We start from the raw sequence: 14,282 nt of genomic DNA on the forward strand, positions 1-14,282 counted from the left end.
TAAACGCAAACTATAGCGAAACAGTTCCGTTTTTCTTGATGCGGGCGAGTATGTTTTTGAGCTTGTTAAAGTCGAGCGGTTTGGGCAGATGGGCGTTCATACCGGCATCGTGTGCCGCTTTGGCGTCCTCGTTGAAGGCGTTGGCAGTGAGCGCGATGATGGGGATGTCGGCTGCATCGGCCTTTTCGCTCAGGCGAATCGCGCGGGTTGCCTCGTAGCCATCCATGCCCGGCATCATGATGTCCATCAGGATCGCATCGAAGCTGCCGGCGGGACGACTAACGTATAGGTCGACTGCTTTGTTGCCGTCGGCGGCGCGCGTTACGACGATGCCTTCGCTTTCGAGTAGAGCCTGGGCAATTTCGGCATTGAGCTCGTTGTCTTCTGCCAAAAGGACGTTCATGCCGGCAAGCGAGCAACTGTATGTCTGCTTGGACGCACGTTCTTTTGCCTGAGGGTTCTTGTCGATATCGAGCGGTATCTGGACGTTGAACGTGCTTCCCGCGCCAACCTCACTCGAAATCTCAATCGTGCCGCCCATCATATCGATGAGCGATTTGACGATAGACATGCCAATGCCGGTTCCTTGGAACTTGCTGCGCGCATCGTCGCCTTCCTGGGCAAACGGCTCGTAAATGTGCGTCAAAAACTCGGGCGTCATACCAATGCCGGTATCCGAGACGCTAAAGCAAAACACGGCGTGCTCGTCGTCGACCGGTTTGATGGTCGATGAGAACGTGACGGTGCCTCCGTGCTTGTTGTACTTGATGCTGTTGTCGAGCAGGTTGACAAGGATCTGCCGAATATGGGTGGGGCTGCCGATCATATATTGGTCGACAGCGTAGGGCTCGCTGGTGTCGAGCATGGTTATGCCGCGGTCCGATGCGCGGAGCTTGCACAGTACGAGCGCATTGTCGCACAGCTCTTTAAGGTTGAATGATTCGTGCTCGAGCGTCACTTTGCACTCCTCGATCCTGCCCATCTCGAGGATGTCGTTAATCAGTGACAGCAGGTGATTGGCGGCAACGCGCGCCTTGGCGCGGCTTTCGCGGGCGACCTGCATGTCGCCTTCTCTCAATTCCTCAATTTCGATAAGGCCCAGGATGCCGTTGAGCGGCGTGCGGATGTCGTGGCTCATGCGCGTGAGGAAAGCGGTTTTGGCGGCGTTGGCGGCGTCAGCTTTCTGCCGTTCCTCCTGTGCGCGGTAAAGCGACCAGACAAGGATGGCGATGCTGGTGAGCAAGATGCAGATGATAACAGTCGCAATGGCGGTGCGGTTACGATAGAAAAACTGGAACGTGTCCGATTCTTGCGCCGAGTACGATGTGGGGAAATAGCTGTTTGCAGAGAGCGATTCACCTGCATTGACGATGCCCTTATTGATGATTCCCAGCAGCTCGGGCTTGCCGCGCGAAATTAAACACGATAGCTGCGCCGTGTTGGTGAGTTCCTGTGTTTCGAAATCCTCGATGTCGTAGGTGTCGCGGAGAGTTTCCAGGCGCGTGCTGGGGACAATGATGCAACGTGCCTTCCCCTCATTGAGGGCTTTGAGCACCTCGCCGTCATTCGAGTACTCGGTTACTGTTGCGTTCGGGAAGAGACTCTCGAGCTCAAAACGGTTAACGATTGTGCTCTTTGTACAAGCGATGTTCTTAAGGTCGCTGTTCAGGTTTTTGCCACTGTGAATGGCGGTCAGCGAAACCGTTCCCATCGAGTTTGACTGGATGACTCCTGTCTGCTCGGCGAGCCAGTAGTCGCGAAACAATGGCAGGGCGACATCGATGGTTCCGTTGGAAAGGGCTTTGATCATTTGCCTGTTGTTCGAGAGTGCGATTGTTTTGACCGTAATACCAAACTTGTCGTGCAACGTCGTTGCAAGCGAGGCGAGCGATCCTTCCATCTCGCCGTCGTCATTTTGCGTGCAGTAGGGAAGTTGGTTTTTAAGATAGCCGAGCGTGATGGTATTGCCGTTTGCTTTGATCCAGGTGGTCTCGGGGCCGGTGAGCGATGACGAGCCACTGTTTTGGGTCGAGTAACTCGATTTGACTTCCTCGTTATAGCGCGGGTTATCGCGGGCGATGGTCGTCATGGCGGCGTTGATGTCGTTCATCAGATCGGGGCGGCTTTTGGGAACGGCAAAATAGTAGTCGCTCGAGCCTACGTAGAACATGGGTGACGCATCGGGCGACGAAATGGTATCGTTCATGATGACGGCGTCGACCTCGCCGTCTGCAAGCGCCTCAAAGAGGGCGCTGCCGGTGTCGATTTCTTTATAGGTGCAGGTGACGCCTTCGTCGGCGAGCCACTGCTGGCCGACGATAGTTTGCATAACGCCAGAGTTGCAGCCGATGGTGAGGCCTTGGAGCGCCTGGGGGTCACCCTTGGCCAGATCGTCGCGGTCGGGCCTGGCGTAGATGTAGTAGCGCTCGGTGCCCTCGGGGTTCGAGGAAAAGAGCAGCTTCTGCTCGCGTTCTGCCGAATACGAGATGTTGGGCATGAGGTCGATTTCGCCTGCTTCGAGCATGTCCATAAGCTCGGAGAAGGTGCCGCTAACGTATTCGTATTGCCAGCCCTTTGTGTAATACGAGAGGGTCTGGAGGTACTCGTAGCCCCACCCCGAGAGTCGCTCGCCCGGCATGCCTTCCTGGAAGCCTTTGTTGTTGACGAGCCAGCCAACGCGGACCGTCTTGACCTGCTGGTCGGAGTCGGCGGCAAAGGCGGGGGCGGGCATGACGGCGCTCAGTATGGCGAGCGCGGCAAGCGCGACGGCCAGGGTGCGATATAGAGCCAAGCGAAGGACGGCGGAAGGTTTCACATGAAATCCTATCGAGTTGAGACAGTTTCGCATAAGGATACCAGCTCAGCCTGCCCATTCAGCCGCCGCACCGCTAAACGGTTAGGTAGTCATTGGGGACGTTCTTAACTGACTAGTCGTTTAAGAACGTCCCCAATGACTAGTTCCGTTTGCGGGGGAGGCGTGGGACAATACCGAGCGAATGTGATTGGGCGTCTGGAAAAGGGGTCGCGATGAACAAGTTGAGGACGCTTGCCGACGTGTTGCGCCAGGCTGGCTTTGCACGCATCACGGGCCTGTTTCTCGTCTTCTATCTGCTGTGCTCGACGGCCGTCTGGCTGTCCGAGCCCACGACCCTTACGTTTGGCGACGGCCTCTGGTTTAGCTTTGAGACCGTATCGACCATCGGCTTTGGCGATATCCCGGCCGAGACGCCGGTTGCCCGCGCTATCACTGTCGTTTTGAGCGTCATCAGCATCTTCTACATCGCCATGCTCACGGGCGTGGCGGTGAACTACTGCAATACGCTCATCAAGATGCGCCAAAAGGACACCATGGCGCGCTTTATGGACGATCTTGAGCATTTGGAAGAGCTCGATCGTGACGAGCTTGCCGACCTATCGCGCCGTGTGCGCGAATATCGCCGACGCCAACGCTAGAACGGGCGCCGCGCGTCACGATGAGGGGGACAAAAATATGAATATTACGGTATACCTGGGCGCCAGCGTCGGTAACGACCCGGCGTTTCTGCCTGCGGTGCGGCAGCTCGGCACATGGATTGGCTCCAACGGCCACGCGCTGGTATACGGCGGGTCCAAGTCGGGACTGATGGGCGCGCTCGCCGATAGCGTGCTCGAGGCAGGTGGACACGTGACGGGTGTTGAACCGAGCTTTTTTATCGAGGCGGAGTATCAGCACGACGGTATCGATGACCTTATCGTGACGAGCGACATGGCCGAGCGTAAGGCCAAGATGATCGAACTCGGCGATGCGTTCGTCGCCTTTCCGGGCGGTACGGGCACGCTCGAGGAGATTGCCGAGGTCATGTCCGCCGTGTCGTTGGGGCACTTGAGTGCGCCGTGCATCCTGTACAACCTCGGGGGCTACTACAACGATCTTAAGGCGCTGCTCGAGCACATGATTGATAAAGGGCTTTCGAGCCCGAGGCGGCAGCACGGAATCTACTTTGCCGACGATTTGCGCGAGATTGCCTCGATTATCAACGGATAAGTCTTGAGCCTGCCCCACTATGACTCCCAATGGTGCCGTTTGCAGCGCAGACGGTTGGCTCGTTCGGGCAACGCTCGCTCTACAATAAAACGTATCCTTGTCGATTTTGACCGCGGGAGGACCCGATGGATAGCCTTGCAAAGCCCAAAAACCGAGCACTGTTTTTAGTTAGCGTTGCCGTGACCGGTGCGTTCGCAGGCGCCGCGGTCTGGCTGTTCTTTTTTGCGATGGAGCACGGTATCGACTATCTATGGACCGAGATTCCGCACGCGCTGGGCGTCACTTCGCCCGAGCTTGCCAGCGGCCCGTTTGGCTTTCTGCCGTACCCGTTTTTCGTCTGCCTGCTGGGCGGCCTGTTAATCGGTCTGTACGAAAAGCTTACGGGCACCAAGACCGACGACCTCAACCAGGTGATGGCAAAGGTTAAGCAAGACGGGCGCTACCCGTACGACAACCTGGGCAAGCTTTCGCTCGCGGCATTGCTGCCGCTGCTGTTTGGCGGAAGTATTGGACCGGAAGCCGGCCTGACCGGCGTTATCGCGGGCCTGTGCAGCTGGGTCGGCGACCGCATGCGCCGCTTTGGCGCCGAGTTTAGGGAGCTCACGCTGCTGGGCACCCAGGCCGCGCTGACGGCGCTCTTTACCGCGCCCGTCTTTGGCTTTGTGGCGCCGCTTGCCGGTAGCGCCGACGGCCAGGGTGCCAATGACGATGAGTCCGCGTCCGACGAGATCACCATCAAGCTTCCCAAGGCACAGAAGACCATGGTCTACGGCATTGCGATTGCCGGCGGTCTGGGCACCTATCTGCTGCTCGGCCAGCTCATGGGCGGCGGCATGGGCATGCCCAGGTTCGAGTCCGCCGAGGTGGGCAGCCTGGAACTTGTCTGGCTCATTCCGCTGGCGTTGGTCGGCACCGTATGCGGTTGGCTGTACTTTGTCTCTGAGCATGCGAGCGAGGCCCTAGCGCACGCGATGGGGGAGCACCCTGTCGTTAAGGCAATGCTGGCCGGTCTAGCGCTCGCCATTTGCGGCACGGTCCTGCCCTACACCATGTTTGCCGGTGAGACCCAGGCCGATGTACTTATGGAGACCTACCTCACCATTCCCGCCGGCGTGCTTATCGCGACCGGTCTGGTCAAGGCCATGCTGACGCCCGCCCTTATCAACCTTGGCTGGCGCGGCGGCCATTTCTTCCCCGTCATCTTCTCGGGCGTAAGCCTGGGCTACGGCTTTGCCATTCTTACCGGCGCCGATCCGGTCTTTTGCGTCGCCGTCTGCACGGCCTCGACGATGGGCGCCGTTATGCGTCAGCCGGTCATGGTCGTGGGCCTGCTGCTTATGTGTTTCCCACTCAAGGGTATCGTCTGCATGATCATCGCCGCAGCCATTGCCGCTGGCATTCCACTGCCCAAGCCGCTGCGCAAGTAGCACGGCAGCGCGCGGTCAGTACAAACATCTCAAGTCCGGTGCGGGCGCTGTGTCACGGATTTGCGGGTGGACTGGATTTCGTTCGGTATCGGCGCTACTTCCAAATTGCAAGCGCGGCGGTGCCCAGTACGATGAGGACGAGACCGATGGCGCTGCGGCGGGAGAGTTTTTCGTTGAATGCCAGGCGCGCAAATAGCACCGATACGACAATCGATAGTTTGTCGATCTGCACCACGACACTCACCTGGCCTGCAGCGATGGCATAGTAATAGAGCAGCCACGATGCTCCAGTCGCGATGCCCGATGTTGCGAGAAATGTGAGTTCGCGCCGGTCAACGTGTGCGACCTGCTCCAGTTTTCCCTTGGCTGCCACGATTGCCCATGCCATAACCAGTACCACGCAGGTGCGGATTGCCGTGGCCAGGTTTGACTCGACGCCTTCGATGCCGATCTTGGCGAGGACGGAGGTGAGTGCCGCGAACACGGCGGCGCCGAGGGCGTAAGCGAGCCAGGTTCGGTCTTGCTGCTGCTCGGGTTCGGCGGACTGCTTCTTCTCGATCATTAAAAACGTGCCGAGGGTGATGGCAGCGGTTCCCACGAGCTTAACCGCAAGGTTGCTCGTCTCGTCAAAAAGCGCGATGGCGACCAGCGCGGCGAGCACGGTGCTCATCTTGTCGACCGGTACGACCTTATTGACATTTCCGATGCTCAACGCCTTAAAGTAACAGATCCACGAAGCACCGGTAGCGAGTCCCGAGAGGACGAGAAAGAGCCAGGATCTGGGTTCGATGCTGCCAATGGTTCCAATGGATCCAGAAATGCCCGCCATTGCCCAGGCGAAAACGAGCACCACGCAGGTGCGAATGGCCGTCGCGACATCGGAGTCGGTCTGCTTGATGCCGCATTTGGCCAAGATGGATGTGATGCCGGCAAAGAATGCTGACGCAAATGCTGCGACAACCCACGACACGGGTGCGGTGCCTCCTTGGATAATGGGTTTATCCTGCGAGTTTTATGGACATGAGGATACCGCCCCACCATGAAGGTTTGATATGGCCGCGGCGAGACGGGGGTTATGTTCCGGGGAGCCATTTGGTGAAGGCTCGAATTGTCGATATGCTGTCGACTTCTCTTTGGTTTCCAAGATCTAAACGGCATGCTTCGAAGGGCGGCGGCGTTGTTGTTGCTTCGTCTTATCTAGTAAATGAGGTGGCGTGCAGCCCAAGCCCTTTGGCTGTCGATTACAGGTCGCGTGCCCGATAGACCTTGGTGCTGACTGCGCAGCTGATTGCACATAGCGCGAGGGTAAGTGCGGCGATGCCTGCACACAGACAGCCCAGAACGGCGGGATCGGGATTCGCTCCGGCAATCGACATGAGCCAGTTGCTGATGGGGTTGGAGGAGCTCAGCGTGGCCATGGCAAGGCATCCGAGCATGGCAAACAGGCCAACGGATAGGCGCAGCGCCTCCATGTGTCCAAATCGAAAGAACAGCGGCTGTGCCAAAAACACCATCATGAGGGAGATGAGCATCGATGCTGCCGAGGCGATTGCGATTTCAAAGACCGTCTGTCCCGTCGAAGGAATGCCCGCGCCATTGAAGAGCGGGATGGAGGCGATGCTCAAAAGCGTAGCTGCACATGCCATGAGGGCGGAGAAGACAATAACGCTCAGGTAGCGTGCGCAGATGATGTCTTTACGCGAGAGAGACAGCGTTGCGCGATAGCGCTCCCAACCGTTTTGATTGTCGAAGCCGGCCAGCGAGCTCATGACCATGATGGGTGACATGGCACTGACCGCGCAGGCGCCAGCGCTCATGCCGGAATCGCCGTCCGATGCGTTGGCAAGGGTCAGCACGACGAATATGAACAGGCCGACGCCCGCGATGCTCGGGACGAGCGTGCGAACGATAGCGAGCTCGGACATAAAGGCGCGTTTCATTTCGAAGCCCCTTTCAGCATGAGGCGCAGATAGTCGTCAATGGTTGCCCGATCGCAGGGAATCTCGGGGAAGGCCTCGAGCGTTTCGCGACGGTTGGGCACGAGCACGTCCACGCTATAGGCGTGGTGGGCGGCACGGGCACCTTCGACGCAAGCCATAAGCTCGGCGGCCTGTGCTTGGGTGCAGTGGGCGATGCCGGCGCGGTCGGTAATGTCCTCGCGCGGCAGATCAAACACAATCGAACCGTTATCGATGCAGATGATGCGGTCGGCGGCACGATCGAGGTCGGACGTAATGTGGCTCGAGAGCAGCACGCTGTGCTGGCCGTCGGCGACAAAGGCAAGCAGCTCATCGAGCAGCTCCTCGCGTGCCATGGGATCGAGGCCCGCGGTGGCTTCGTCCAAAACGAGCAGCTTGGCATTGTGGCTGAGTGCACAGGCAAGCTGCAGTTTCATGCCCATGCCGCGGGAGAGGTCCTTGACCTTTGTCTTGGGATCGAGGCCAAATCGGTTGATGAATCCGGCGAACGTTTCGCGGTCCCATGTGGGGTACGTCGGGCCTACGAGCGACTCGATCTGGCCCACCCTGAGCGTGGAGGGGAAGGGGCACGTGTCCAGGACAAGACCGACGCGGGAGCGTAGATGGCGTTGCGATTCATCGGGCGCGTCGGCGCCACAGCGCTGCCCAAACAGGTGCACCTCGCCGGCATCGAGCTTTATAAGCCCGAGCGCGGCGCGAATGGTCGTTGTCTTGCCGGCGCCGTTTGCGCCTACAAAGCCAACGATCTGGCCGGGCTCCACAGCGAGCGTGACGTCGCGTAGTGAAAAGCGGTCGCTCACACGGCGTGAGATGCCTTTGAGTTCTAAAAGGTTTTGCATGGTATAGCCTTTCTTTCAGATGGCTACTGCATGGTTTCGGGGGCTACCAGGTCGAGCATCTCGTGCAGTTTGTCGCGCGTGACGCCCAGGGTTTCGGCTTGGCTCGCCGCTTTCGCAAGTAGCTCTTCGATATGGCAGAGCTGGTTTTCGCGCAAGAGTTCCTGGTTGCCCTCGGCGACAAAGCAGCCCTTGCCCTGCACGGTGCAGATAAACCCGAGTTGCTCTAGGTCGGCGTAGGCGCGCTTGGTGGTGATGACGCTCACGCCAAGATCGCTCGCGAGCGCACGGATGCTGGGGAGTTTGGCTCCCGCAGTGAGCGTGCCCGAAAGGATTTGAGCTTTGACCTGCGAGGATATCTGTTCGTAGATGGGCTTATCGCTCGAATTGGATAGGATGATGTCCACAGCGGCTCCTTAGCTGTTGGGCTACACGTGTATATAACCGGTAAGCACAGTATATATACACTATGCACAGTTATGCAAGAGCTAAATACGGATTGTCCGCCCGTTCATTCATCTCAATCTGTAACATCTGGAACCGATTTGGACGGCTACCTGTTACAGATTGAGATTTTGCTGGCGGGCCCCACCTGGTTGTCTCAATCTGTAACAGTAAGAGTCGATTTGCGCGGCTAGATGTTACAGAACGAGACATTGGCTGCCTGCCTTTCCGTTTATCTCGATTTGTAACAGCTAGACCCAATTTGGGCGGTCAGGTGTTACAGATTGAGATTGTGCCGGCGGACAAGTTCGTTTGTCTCAATCTGTAACACCTGGATCCGTTTTGGGTCGCCTGCTGTTACAGATTGAGACAGTCTGCTGCAGAATACTTCCGATAACTAGCCGTTCACGCTCTGACTGATGAATTTGTCCTGATAGGCGCCCTAGAGCGGGATTTCGCGGCTACAATAGTGCGGTTACATCGACGTAATGCACTCAATGCAAGAAAGGATCCGCATGGCAAGCCTGTCGGATGAAATCTCGTCGCGCCGCACATTCGCGATCATCAGCCACCCGGACGCCGGTAAGACCACGCTTACCGAGAAGCTGCTGCTCTATACCGGCAGCATTCAGACCGCCGGTTCGGTCAAGGGCAAGAGCTCGGCCAAGCATGCCGTCTCGGACTGGATGGACATCGAGAAGGAGCGCGGTATTTCCGTCACCTCCTCGGTGCTGCAGTTCACCTATAACGGCGCCTGCGTCAACATCCTCGATACCCCCGGCCACCAGGACTTCTCGGAGGATACATACCGTACCCTTATGGCCGCCGACGCCGCGGTCATGGTCATCGACGGCGCCAAGGGCGTCGAGGCCCAGACCAAAAAGCTCTTTAAGGTCTGTACGCTGCGCCACATTCCCATCTTCACCTTTGTGAACAAGCTCGACCACGAGGCTCGCGATCCGTTTGAGCTCATGGAAGAGATCGAGAACGTCCTGGGTATCAATACGTATCCCATGAACTGGCCGATCGGCAGCGGCCGCAACTTCCGCGGCGTGTTCGACCGTCAGACCCGTCGCGTCATTGCCTTTGAGGGCGACGGCCACGCCAACGCCACCAAGAAGGTCGCCGAGGTCGAGGCCGAGCTGGGCGATCCTTCCATGGACGAGCTTATTGGCGAAGAGAACCATAAGAACCTGATGGACGACATCGAGCTGCTCGATGGCGCCGGCGACGAGCTCGACTTGGATGCCGTGGCCTGCGGCAAGCTGAGCCCGGCGTTCTTTGGCTCGGCGCTCACCAACTTTGGCGTGGAGCCCTTCCTCAAGGAGTTCCTGCGTCTGGCCCCGACGCCGCGCGCCTATACCGATACGCTCACCAGCGAACCGGTCGATCCCTGCCGCGATGACTTTAGCGGCTTTGTGTTTAAGATCCAGGCCAATATGGACAAGAACCACCGCGACCGCATCGCCTTTGTGCGCATTTGCTCGGGCAAGTTCGAGCGTGGCATGGACGCCTTCCACGTGCAGGGCAACCGCAAGCTCAAGCTTGCCACGGGCACGTCGATGATGGCCGATGACCGCGCCATCGTGGACGAGGCGTACGCGGGCGATATCGTGGGCCTGTTCGACCCGGGTATCTTTAGCATCGGCGACACCGTGTGCTCCGGCAAGCGCCACGTGCAGTATCCGCAGATCCCGACGTTTGCCCCCGAGATGTTCGCCCGCATTACGCAGGTCGACACGCTCAAGCGCAAGCAGTTTGTGAAGGGCATGGAGGAGCTTGCCCAGGAGGGTGCCATCCAGATCTTCCGCGAGCTGGGTGCCGGCATGGAGAGCGTCATCGTGGGCGTGGTCGGTGTGCTGCAGTTTGAGGTACTCGAGCGCCGCCTCAGGGCCGAGTATCGTGTTGAGGTCCGTCGCCAGCCGCTGCCCTATACGGACATCCGCTGGATTCAGAACGACCCCGATACCATTGATATCCCGGGCCTTTCGCTCACGCGTGACACGCTGCGCGTCGAGGACATGCGCGGCGGTAAGCTGCTGCTGTTCACGAGCCCGTGGAACGTGGATTGGGCAACCGATCACAACCCCGATCTTATCCTGTCGGAGTTTGGCAACGTAGCCTTTTAATGCATCGGCGCGGTGGCCCTGTGGGGCTGCCGCGTCGTTTGCTTGCCTGATGCCGTGTGAGCGGCTATCATACCCACCGTCGTCTCAAGACCGGGGCGTCCGAGCAGTTCGGGTCCGATATCCTGCTCGTTAAACCTAAAACCAAAGGAGTACATAATGATCAAGAAGGTCATGGAGGACTACAAGGTCCTGTTGCGGAGCATTCCCGCGGCAACGGTTTCGCTGTTTTTCGTGAGCGTCATCATGATGAACCTGCTGGCCAACAAAGAGCTTATCAGCCTGCCGTATCTGGCACTCGACTGTGGCTTTGTGGTGAGCTGGGTTTCGTTTTTGTGCCAGGACATGATCTGCAAGCGCTTTGGCGCCAAGGCATCCATCAAAATCTCTATCCTCGCGCTGCTGGTCAACCTGGCCGTGAGCCTGTGCTTTTGGGCATGCTCGCTCACGCCCGGCATGTGGGGCGCCTACTACGACACGGGTATGATCGAGGTCAACACCGCCCTTAACGCCACCATCGGCGGCACCTGGTACGTGGTGCTGGGCTCTTCGCTGGCAATGCTCGTTTCTGCCGTGGTTAACTCCACGCTCAACCAGTCGCTCGGCCGTATGCTCAAAAAGAATAACTTTGCGAGCTTCGCCTTCCGCTCCTATGTGTCTACGGGTGTTGGCCAGTTTATCGACAACCTGGTCTTTGCCATTGTGGTGAGCCACACGTTCTTTGGTTGGACGTGGGTACAGGTCCTTATGTGCTCGCTGACCGGCGCTGTTGCCGAGCTGCTGTGCGAGGTCTTCCTGAGCCCCGTGGGCTACAAGGTTGTGCGTGGCTGGGAGCGTGAGAATGTGGGCGCCGAGTACCTCGAGCGCCACGCAACCGCCTAAGGAGCAAGCATGCGGGTTTTGATCACGGGTGCTTCGGGTGGTATTGGAGCCGCGTGCGTGCAGCGCTTTTTGGACGAGGGTCACGAGGTCGTGGGCTTTGATCTGCTGCCGGCGGCGGTCGAACACGAGCGCTACCGCCATCTGATCGTTGATGTATGCGAGCCGGACTCGTTTCCAGGCGACCTTGAGCCTCAGGTAATCGTGAACGTTGCCGGTGTACAGGATTCGGCCGACGACATTGCCGCCAACCTGCGTGGCACCATCAACGTGACCGAGCGCTACGCCTTTGTGGGAGAGGGGCTTGCCGCCAAGCCGGCGCCGGCTATCAAATCCGTGGTCAATGTGGGGTCGGCGAGCGGACATACGGGATCGGAGTTTCCTGCCTATGCTGCCAGCAAGGGCGGCGTTATCGCCTACACCAAAAACCTTGCAAACCGCCTGGCGCCGCAGGCCATCGCCAACAGTGTGGACCCGGGCGGCGTTATCACGCCGCTCAACCGTTGCGTGATGGAAGACGAATACCTGTGGAACCAGATTATGGAGCTCACGCCGCTTAAACGCTGGGCCACCGCCCAAGAGATCGCCGAGTGGATCTACTTTGTGGGCGTGACCAACCGGTTTATGACCGGGCAGAGCCTGCTGATCGATGGCGGCGAGGCCGGCCGCACACAATTTATTTGGCCCGAATAGGAAACGCGCCCGATGGAAAGCCGTCGGGCGCGTTTTTGATGTATCGATTTTTAGCCGAGGCAAGTCCAGTTGACGGGGGTCGAGCCGTGCTGCTCGAGTAGCCGATTGGCTGCCGAGAAGGGGCGCGATCCCATAAAAGCGGGGAGTTCTGCCGTGGCACGGTTGGCCGAAAGCGGCGAGGGGTGCGTGGAGGCCAGGCAGAACTTGCCGGTTGCCTTGCCCGCGCCGGTCGCGGCGAGCTTGCCTTCGACCATCTGCTGGGCAAAGCGGCCCCATGCCAAAAAGACGACCGACTGGGGCAGCTGGCAGCAGCGTTCGATAACGTAGTCGGTGAGCGCGCTCCAGCCCAGCTTGGCGTGCGAGTTCGCGGCATGCTCGCGCACGGTGAGCGTGGTGTTGAGGAGCAGGACGCCCTGTTGTGCCCATGGCGTTAGATCTCCCGTGGCCGGAATGGGGCAACCCAGATCGGCTTTGAGTTCCTTATAGATGTTGCGCAGGCTCGGCGGCAACTTGGTTTGCGTCGCAGGCACCGAGAACGACAGTCCCATGGCCTGGTTGGGTCCGTGATAGGGGTCTTGGCCCAAGATGACTACCTTGACCAGGTCGGCCGGCGTGTAGGCGAGGGCATTGAGGATATCGTCTTGTGCTGGGTAGATGGTCTGCTCGGCACGCAGAAGGGCGATGCGCTCGAGTAGCTGGTTCGTAGTGTCACGTACCGGCTGCGGCGCATCGCCCAACCAAGTTGCTATGTTGCGGTCGCGGGTCGCGGCGTCCATGGGGCTCCTTTACGTCAGATGCTCTGTTTGCATCTATTGTAAAGGCGCACCGGTTGCCTTTATGCCGCGGCTACATGAGGAGTGGGGCCTACGAGACATGCTCGGGCGCTCCTGCCATGCGAGCGTGTCCAAGTGCGCGAAGGCGCGGAAGCTCGACGGTTGCCACCATGACGCCGGTGAGGATGAGGGCGGCGCCAAAGAAGGCGATGGGGCTCAGGACCTCGCCGACCAGGAAGAACGAGAAGACGGCGGAGCAGACTGGCTCGAGCGAGAAGGCGAAGCCGGTGGTCTCGGCAGGTACGTGGGGCTGCACGAGTGTCTGGGTGATAAAGCCGTAGGCAGAGCAGATGAGTGCGAGCGCAACGACAACGACGATCTCGTTCGGCGTGTTGGGAAGCGTGAAGCCGCCAAAGGTGAACGCGGCGATACCCGAGAACAGGCCGCCGAAGCCCAGCTGCCAAACGCCCAAGGCCAGCGGATCGACTTCCTCGACAAAGCGCTTGGCTACGATAATGTGGCCAGCATAGATAAAGGCCGAGAGCAGCATGATGATCGCGCCGGGGTTTAGGCTGGTAAAGTCGGCGCCCGAGAGCAAAAGCATGCCGCAGGTGACGATGGCGGTGCCGATGAGCACCTTGCGCTCGGGAGCGCGACGCAGCAGGGCCGCGTTGGCAAACGGCACGATCACGACCGTCAGGCTCTGCAAGAAGCCGGCGGTGGAGGCGGAGGTGAGGCTGGAGCCCAGGCACATGCAGGTGATCTCGGTTGCCATGATGGCGCCGATGATGGCGGCGCGGACCATCAGGTCACGGTTGATGCGCACCGCGTGCTTGTGGAAGAGCACCAGGCAAGCTGCAAAGGCGATGATGCAGCGCAGCGCAACGATGCTCGTGGCGTTCATGCTGTCCATGCCGATCTTCATGAGGGGGTACGAAAAGCCCCATGCGACGGGAACGGAAAATGAGAGCGCGATTGCTTTTTTGCGATCCATGGGACTCCTTTTGTTACAGAACGGTTTCGCAAAAAGGATTCTGCTCCCAGATATGGATGTAGTAAAGCGAATGTATCTTCAGTATGATTAAGAAATACTAATGTAGG

At 58.9% G+C, this 14,282-nt stretch carries 13 protein-coding genes and 1 pseudogene; 6 read left to right on the top strand and 8 right to left on the bottom strand.

Annotated features, from left to right (window positions below; translation table 11 throughout):
* Positions 1-10: 10 nt before the first annotated feature.
* Positions 11-2,815: an ATP-binding protein gene (locus ACGHEN_RS02530; protein ID WP_390397141.1), complete on the bottom strand. Its 2,805-nt coding sequence runs from the start codon at positions 2,813-2,815 to the stop codon at positions 11-13.
* Positions 2,816-3,027: 212 nt separating this feature from the next.
* Here ACGHEN_RS02530 and ACGHEN_RS02535 point away from each other — a divergent pair, with 212 nt between their 5' ends.
* The 3 genes from ACGHEN_RS02535 to ACGHEN_RS02545 all read left to right on the top strand — a co-directional run bounded on the left by ACGHEN_RS02535 (position 3,028) and on the right by ACGHEN_RS02545 (position 5,451).
* Positions 3,028-3,453: a potassium channel family protein gene (locus ACGHEN_RS02535; protein WP_055252221.1), complete on the top strand. Its 426-nt coding sequence runs from the start codon at positions 3,028-3,030 to the stop codon at positions 3,451-3,453.
* A gap of 37 nt (positions 3,454-3,490) precedes the next feature.
* Positions 3,491-4,024: a TIGR00730 family Rossman fold protein gene (locus ACGHEN_RS02540; protein ID WP_390397143.1), complete on the top strand. Its 534-nt coding sequence runs from the start codon at positions 3,491-3,493 to the stop codon at positions 4,022-4,024.
* A gap of 125 nt (positions 4,025-4,149) precedes the next feature.
* The gene (locus ACGHEN_RS02545) at positions 4,150-5,451 is read left to right on the top strand and encodes a chloride channel protein (protein ID WP_390397145.1); all 1,302 of its coding nucleotides are present in this window, start codon (positions 4,150-4,152) and stop codon (positions 5,449-5,451) included.
* 94 nt (positions 5,452-5,545) lie between these two features.
* Here the strand turns inward: ACGHEN_RS02545 and ACGHEN_RS02550 are convergent, their stop codons facing one another.
* The 5 genes and pseudogenes from ACGHEN_RS02550 to ACGHEN_RS02570 all read right to left on the bottom strand — a co-directional run bounded on the left by ACGHEN_RS02550 (position 5,546) and on the right by ACGHEN_RS02570 (position 8,673).
* Positions 5,546-6,013, bottom strand: coding sequence for an EamA family transporter (locus ACGHEN_RS02550; protein WP_390399360.1), 468 nt, complete (start codon positions 6,011-6,013; stop codon positions 5,546-5,548).
* Positions 6,008-6,421: pseudogene (locus ACGHEN_RS02555) on the bottom strand (EamA family transporter); the annotation flags it as partial. The pseudogene ACGHEN_RS02555 and the gene ACGHEN_RS02550, both read right to left, overlap by 6 nt.
* Before the next feature lie 271 nt (positions 6,422-6,692).
* The gene (locus ACGHEN_RS02560; protein WP_390397146.1) at positions 6,693-7,391 is read right to left on the bottom strand and encodes an ABC-2 transporter permease; all 699 of its coding nucleotides are present in this window, start codon (positions 7,389-7,391) and stop codon (positions 6,693-6,695) included.
* Positions 7,388-8,269, bottom strand: a complete 882-nt coding sequence (locus ACGHEN_RS02565) for an ABC transporter ATP-binding protein (protein WP_195240227.1) — start codon at positions 8,267-8,269, stop codon at positions 7,388-7,390. The genes ACGHEN_RS02560 and ACGHEN_RS02565 overlap by 4 nt, the downstream gene beginning before the upstream one ends.
* Before the next feature lie 23 nt (positions 8,270-8,292).
* Positions 8,293-8,673 carry a GntR family transcriptional regulator gene (locus ACGHEN_RS02570; RefSeq protein WP_055309996.1) on the bottom strand — a complete coding sequence of 127 codons (381 nt, stop codon included), beginning with the start codon at positions 8,671-8,673 and terminating at the stop codon, positions 8,293-8,295.
* 552 nt (positions 8,674-9,225) lie between these two features.
* Between ACGHEN_RS02570 and ACGHEN_RS02575 the strand changes: the two genes are divergently transcribed.
* The 3 genes from ACGHEN_RS02575 (at position 9,226) to ACGHEN_RS02585 (ending at position 12,408) form a co-directional block, all read left to right on the top strand.
* On the top strand, positions 9,226-10,839 hold the full coding sequence (locus tag ACGHEN_RS02575; RefSeq protein WP_390397149.1) for a peptide chain release factor 3: 1,614 nt from the start codon (positions 9,226-9,228) through the stop codon (positions 10,837-10,839).
* 156 nt (positions 10,840-10,995) lie between these two features.
* On the top strand, positions 10,996-11,718 hold the full coding sequence (locus ACGHEN_RS02580; protein WP_226812554.1) for a VUT family protein: 723 nt from the start codon (positions 10,996-10,998) through the stop codon (positions 11,716-11,718).
* Positions 11,719-11,727: 9 nt separating this feature from the next.
* Positions 11,728-12,408: an SDR family NAD(P)-dependent oxidoreductase gene (locus tag ACGHEN_RS02585; protein ID WP_390397151.1), complete on the top strand. Its 681-nt coding sequence runs from the start codon at positions 11,728-11,730 to the stop codon at positions 12,406-12,408.
* 50 nt (positions 12,409-12,458) lie between these two features.
* Here ACGHEN_RS02585 and ACGHEN_RS02590 read toward each other — a convergent pair whose 3' ends face one another.
* Positions 12,459-13,184, bottom strand: a complete 726-nt coding sequence (locus ACGHEN_RS02590) for a uracil-DNA glycosylase (protein ID WP_390397153.1) — start codon at positions 13,182-13,184, stop codon at positions 12,459-12,461.
* Between the two features lie 88 nt (positions 13,185-13,272).
* Positions 13,273-14,175 (bottom strand): DMT family transporter, encoded by a 903-nt coding sequence (locus tag ACGHEN_RS02595; RefSeq protein ID WP_390397155.1) that lies wholly within the window; start codon positions 14,173-14,175, stop codon positions 13,273-13,275.
* Positions 14,176-14,282: the final 107 nt, after the last annotated feature.

The organism is Collinsella sp. i06-0019-1H4, assembly GCF_042849575.1.
In the GTDB taxonomy this organism is placed as follows: domain Bacteria; phylum Actinomycetota; class Coriobacteriia; order Coriobacteriales; family Coriobacteriaceae; genus Collinsella.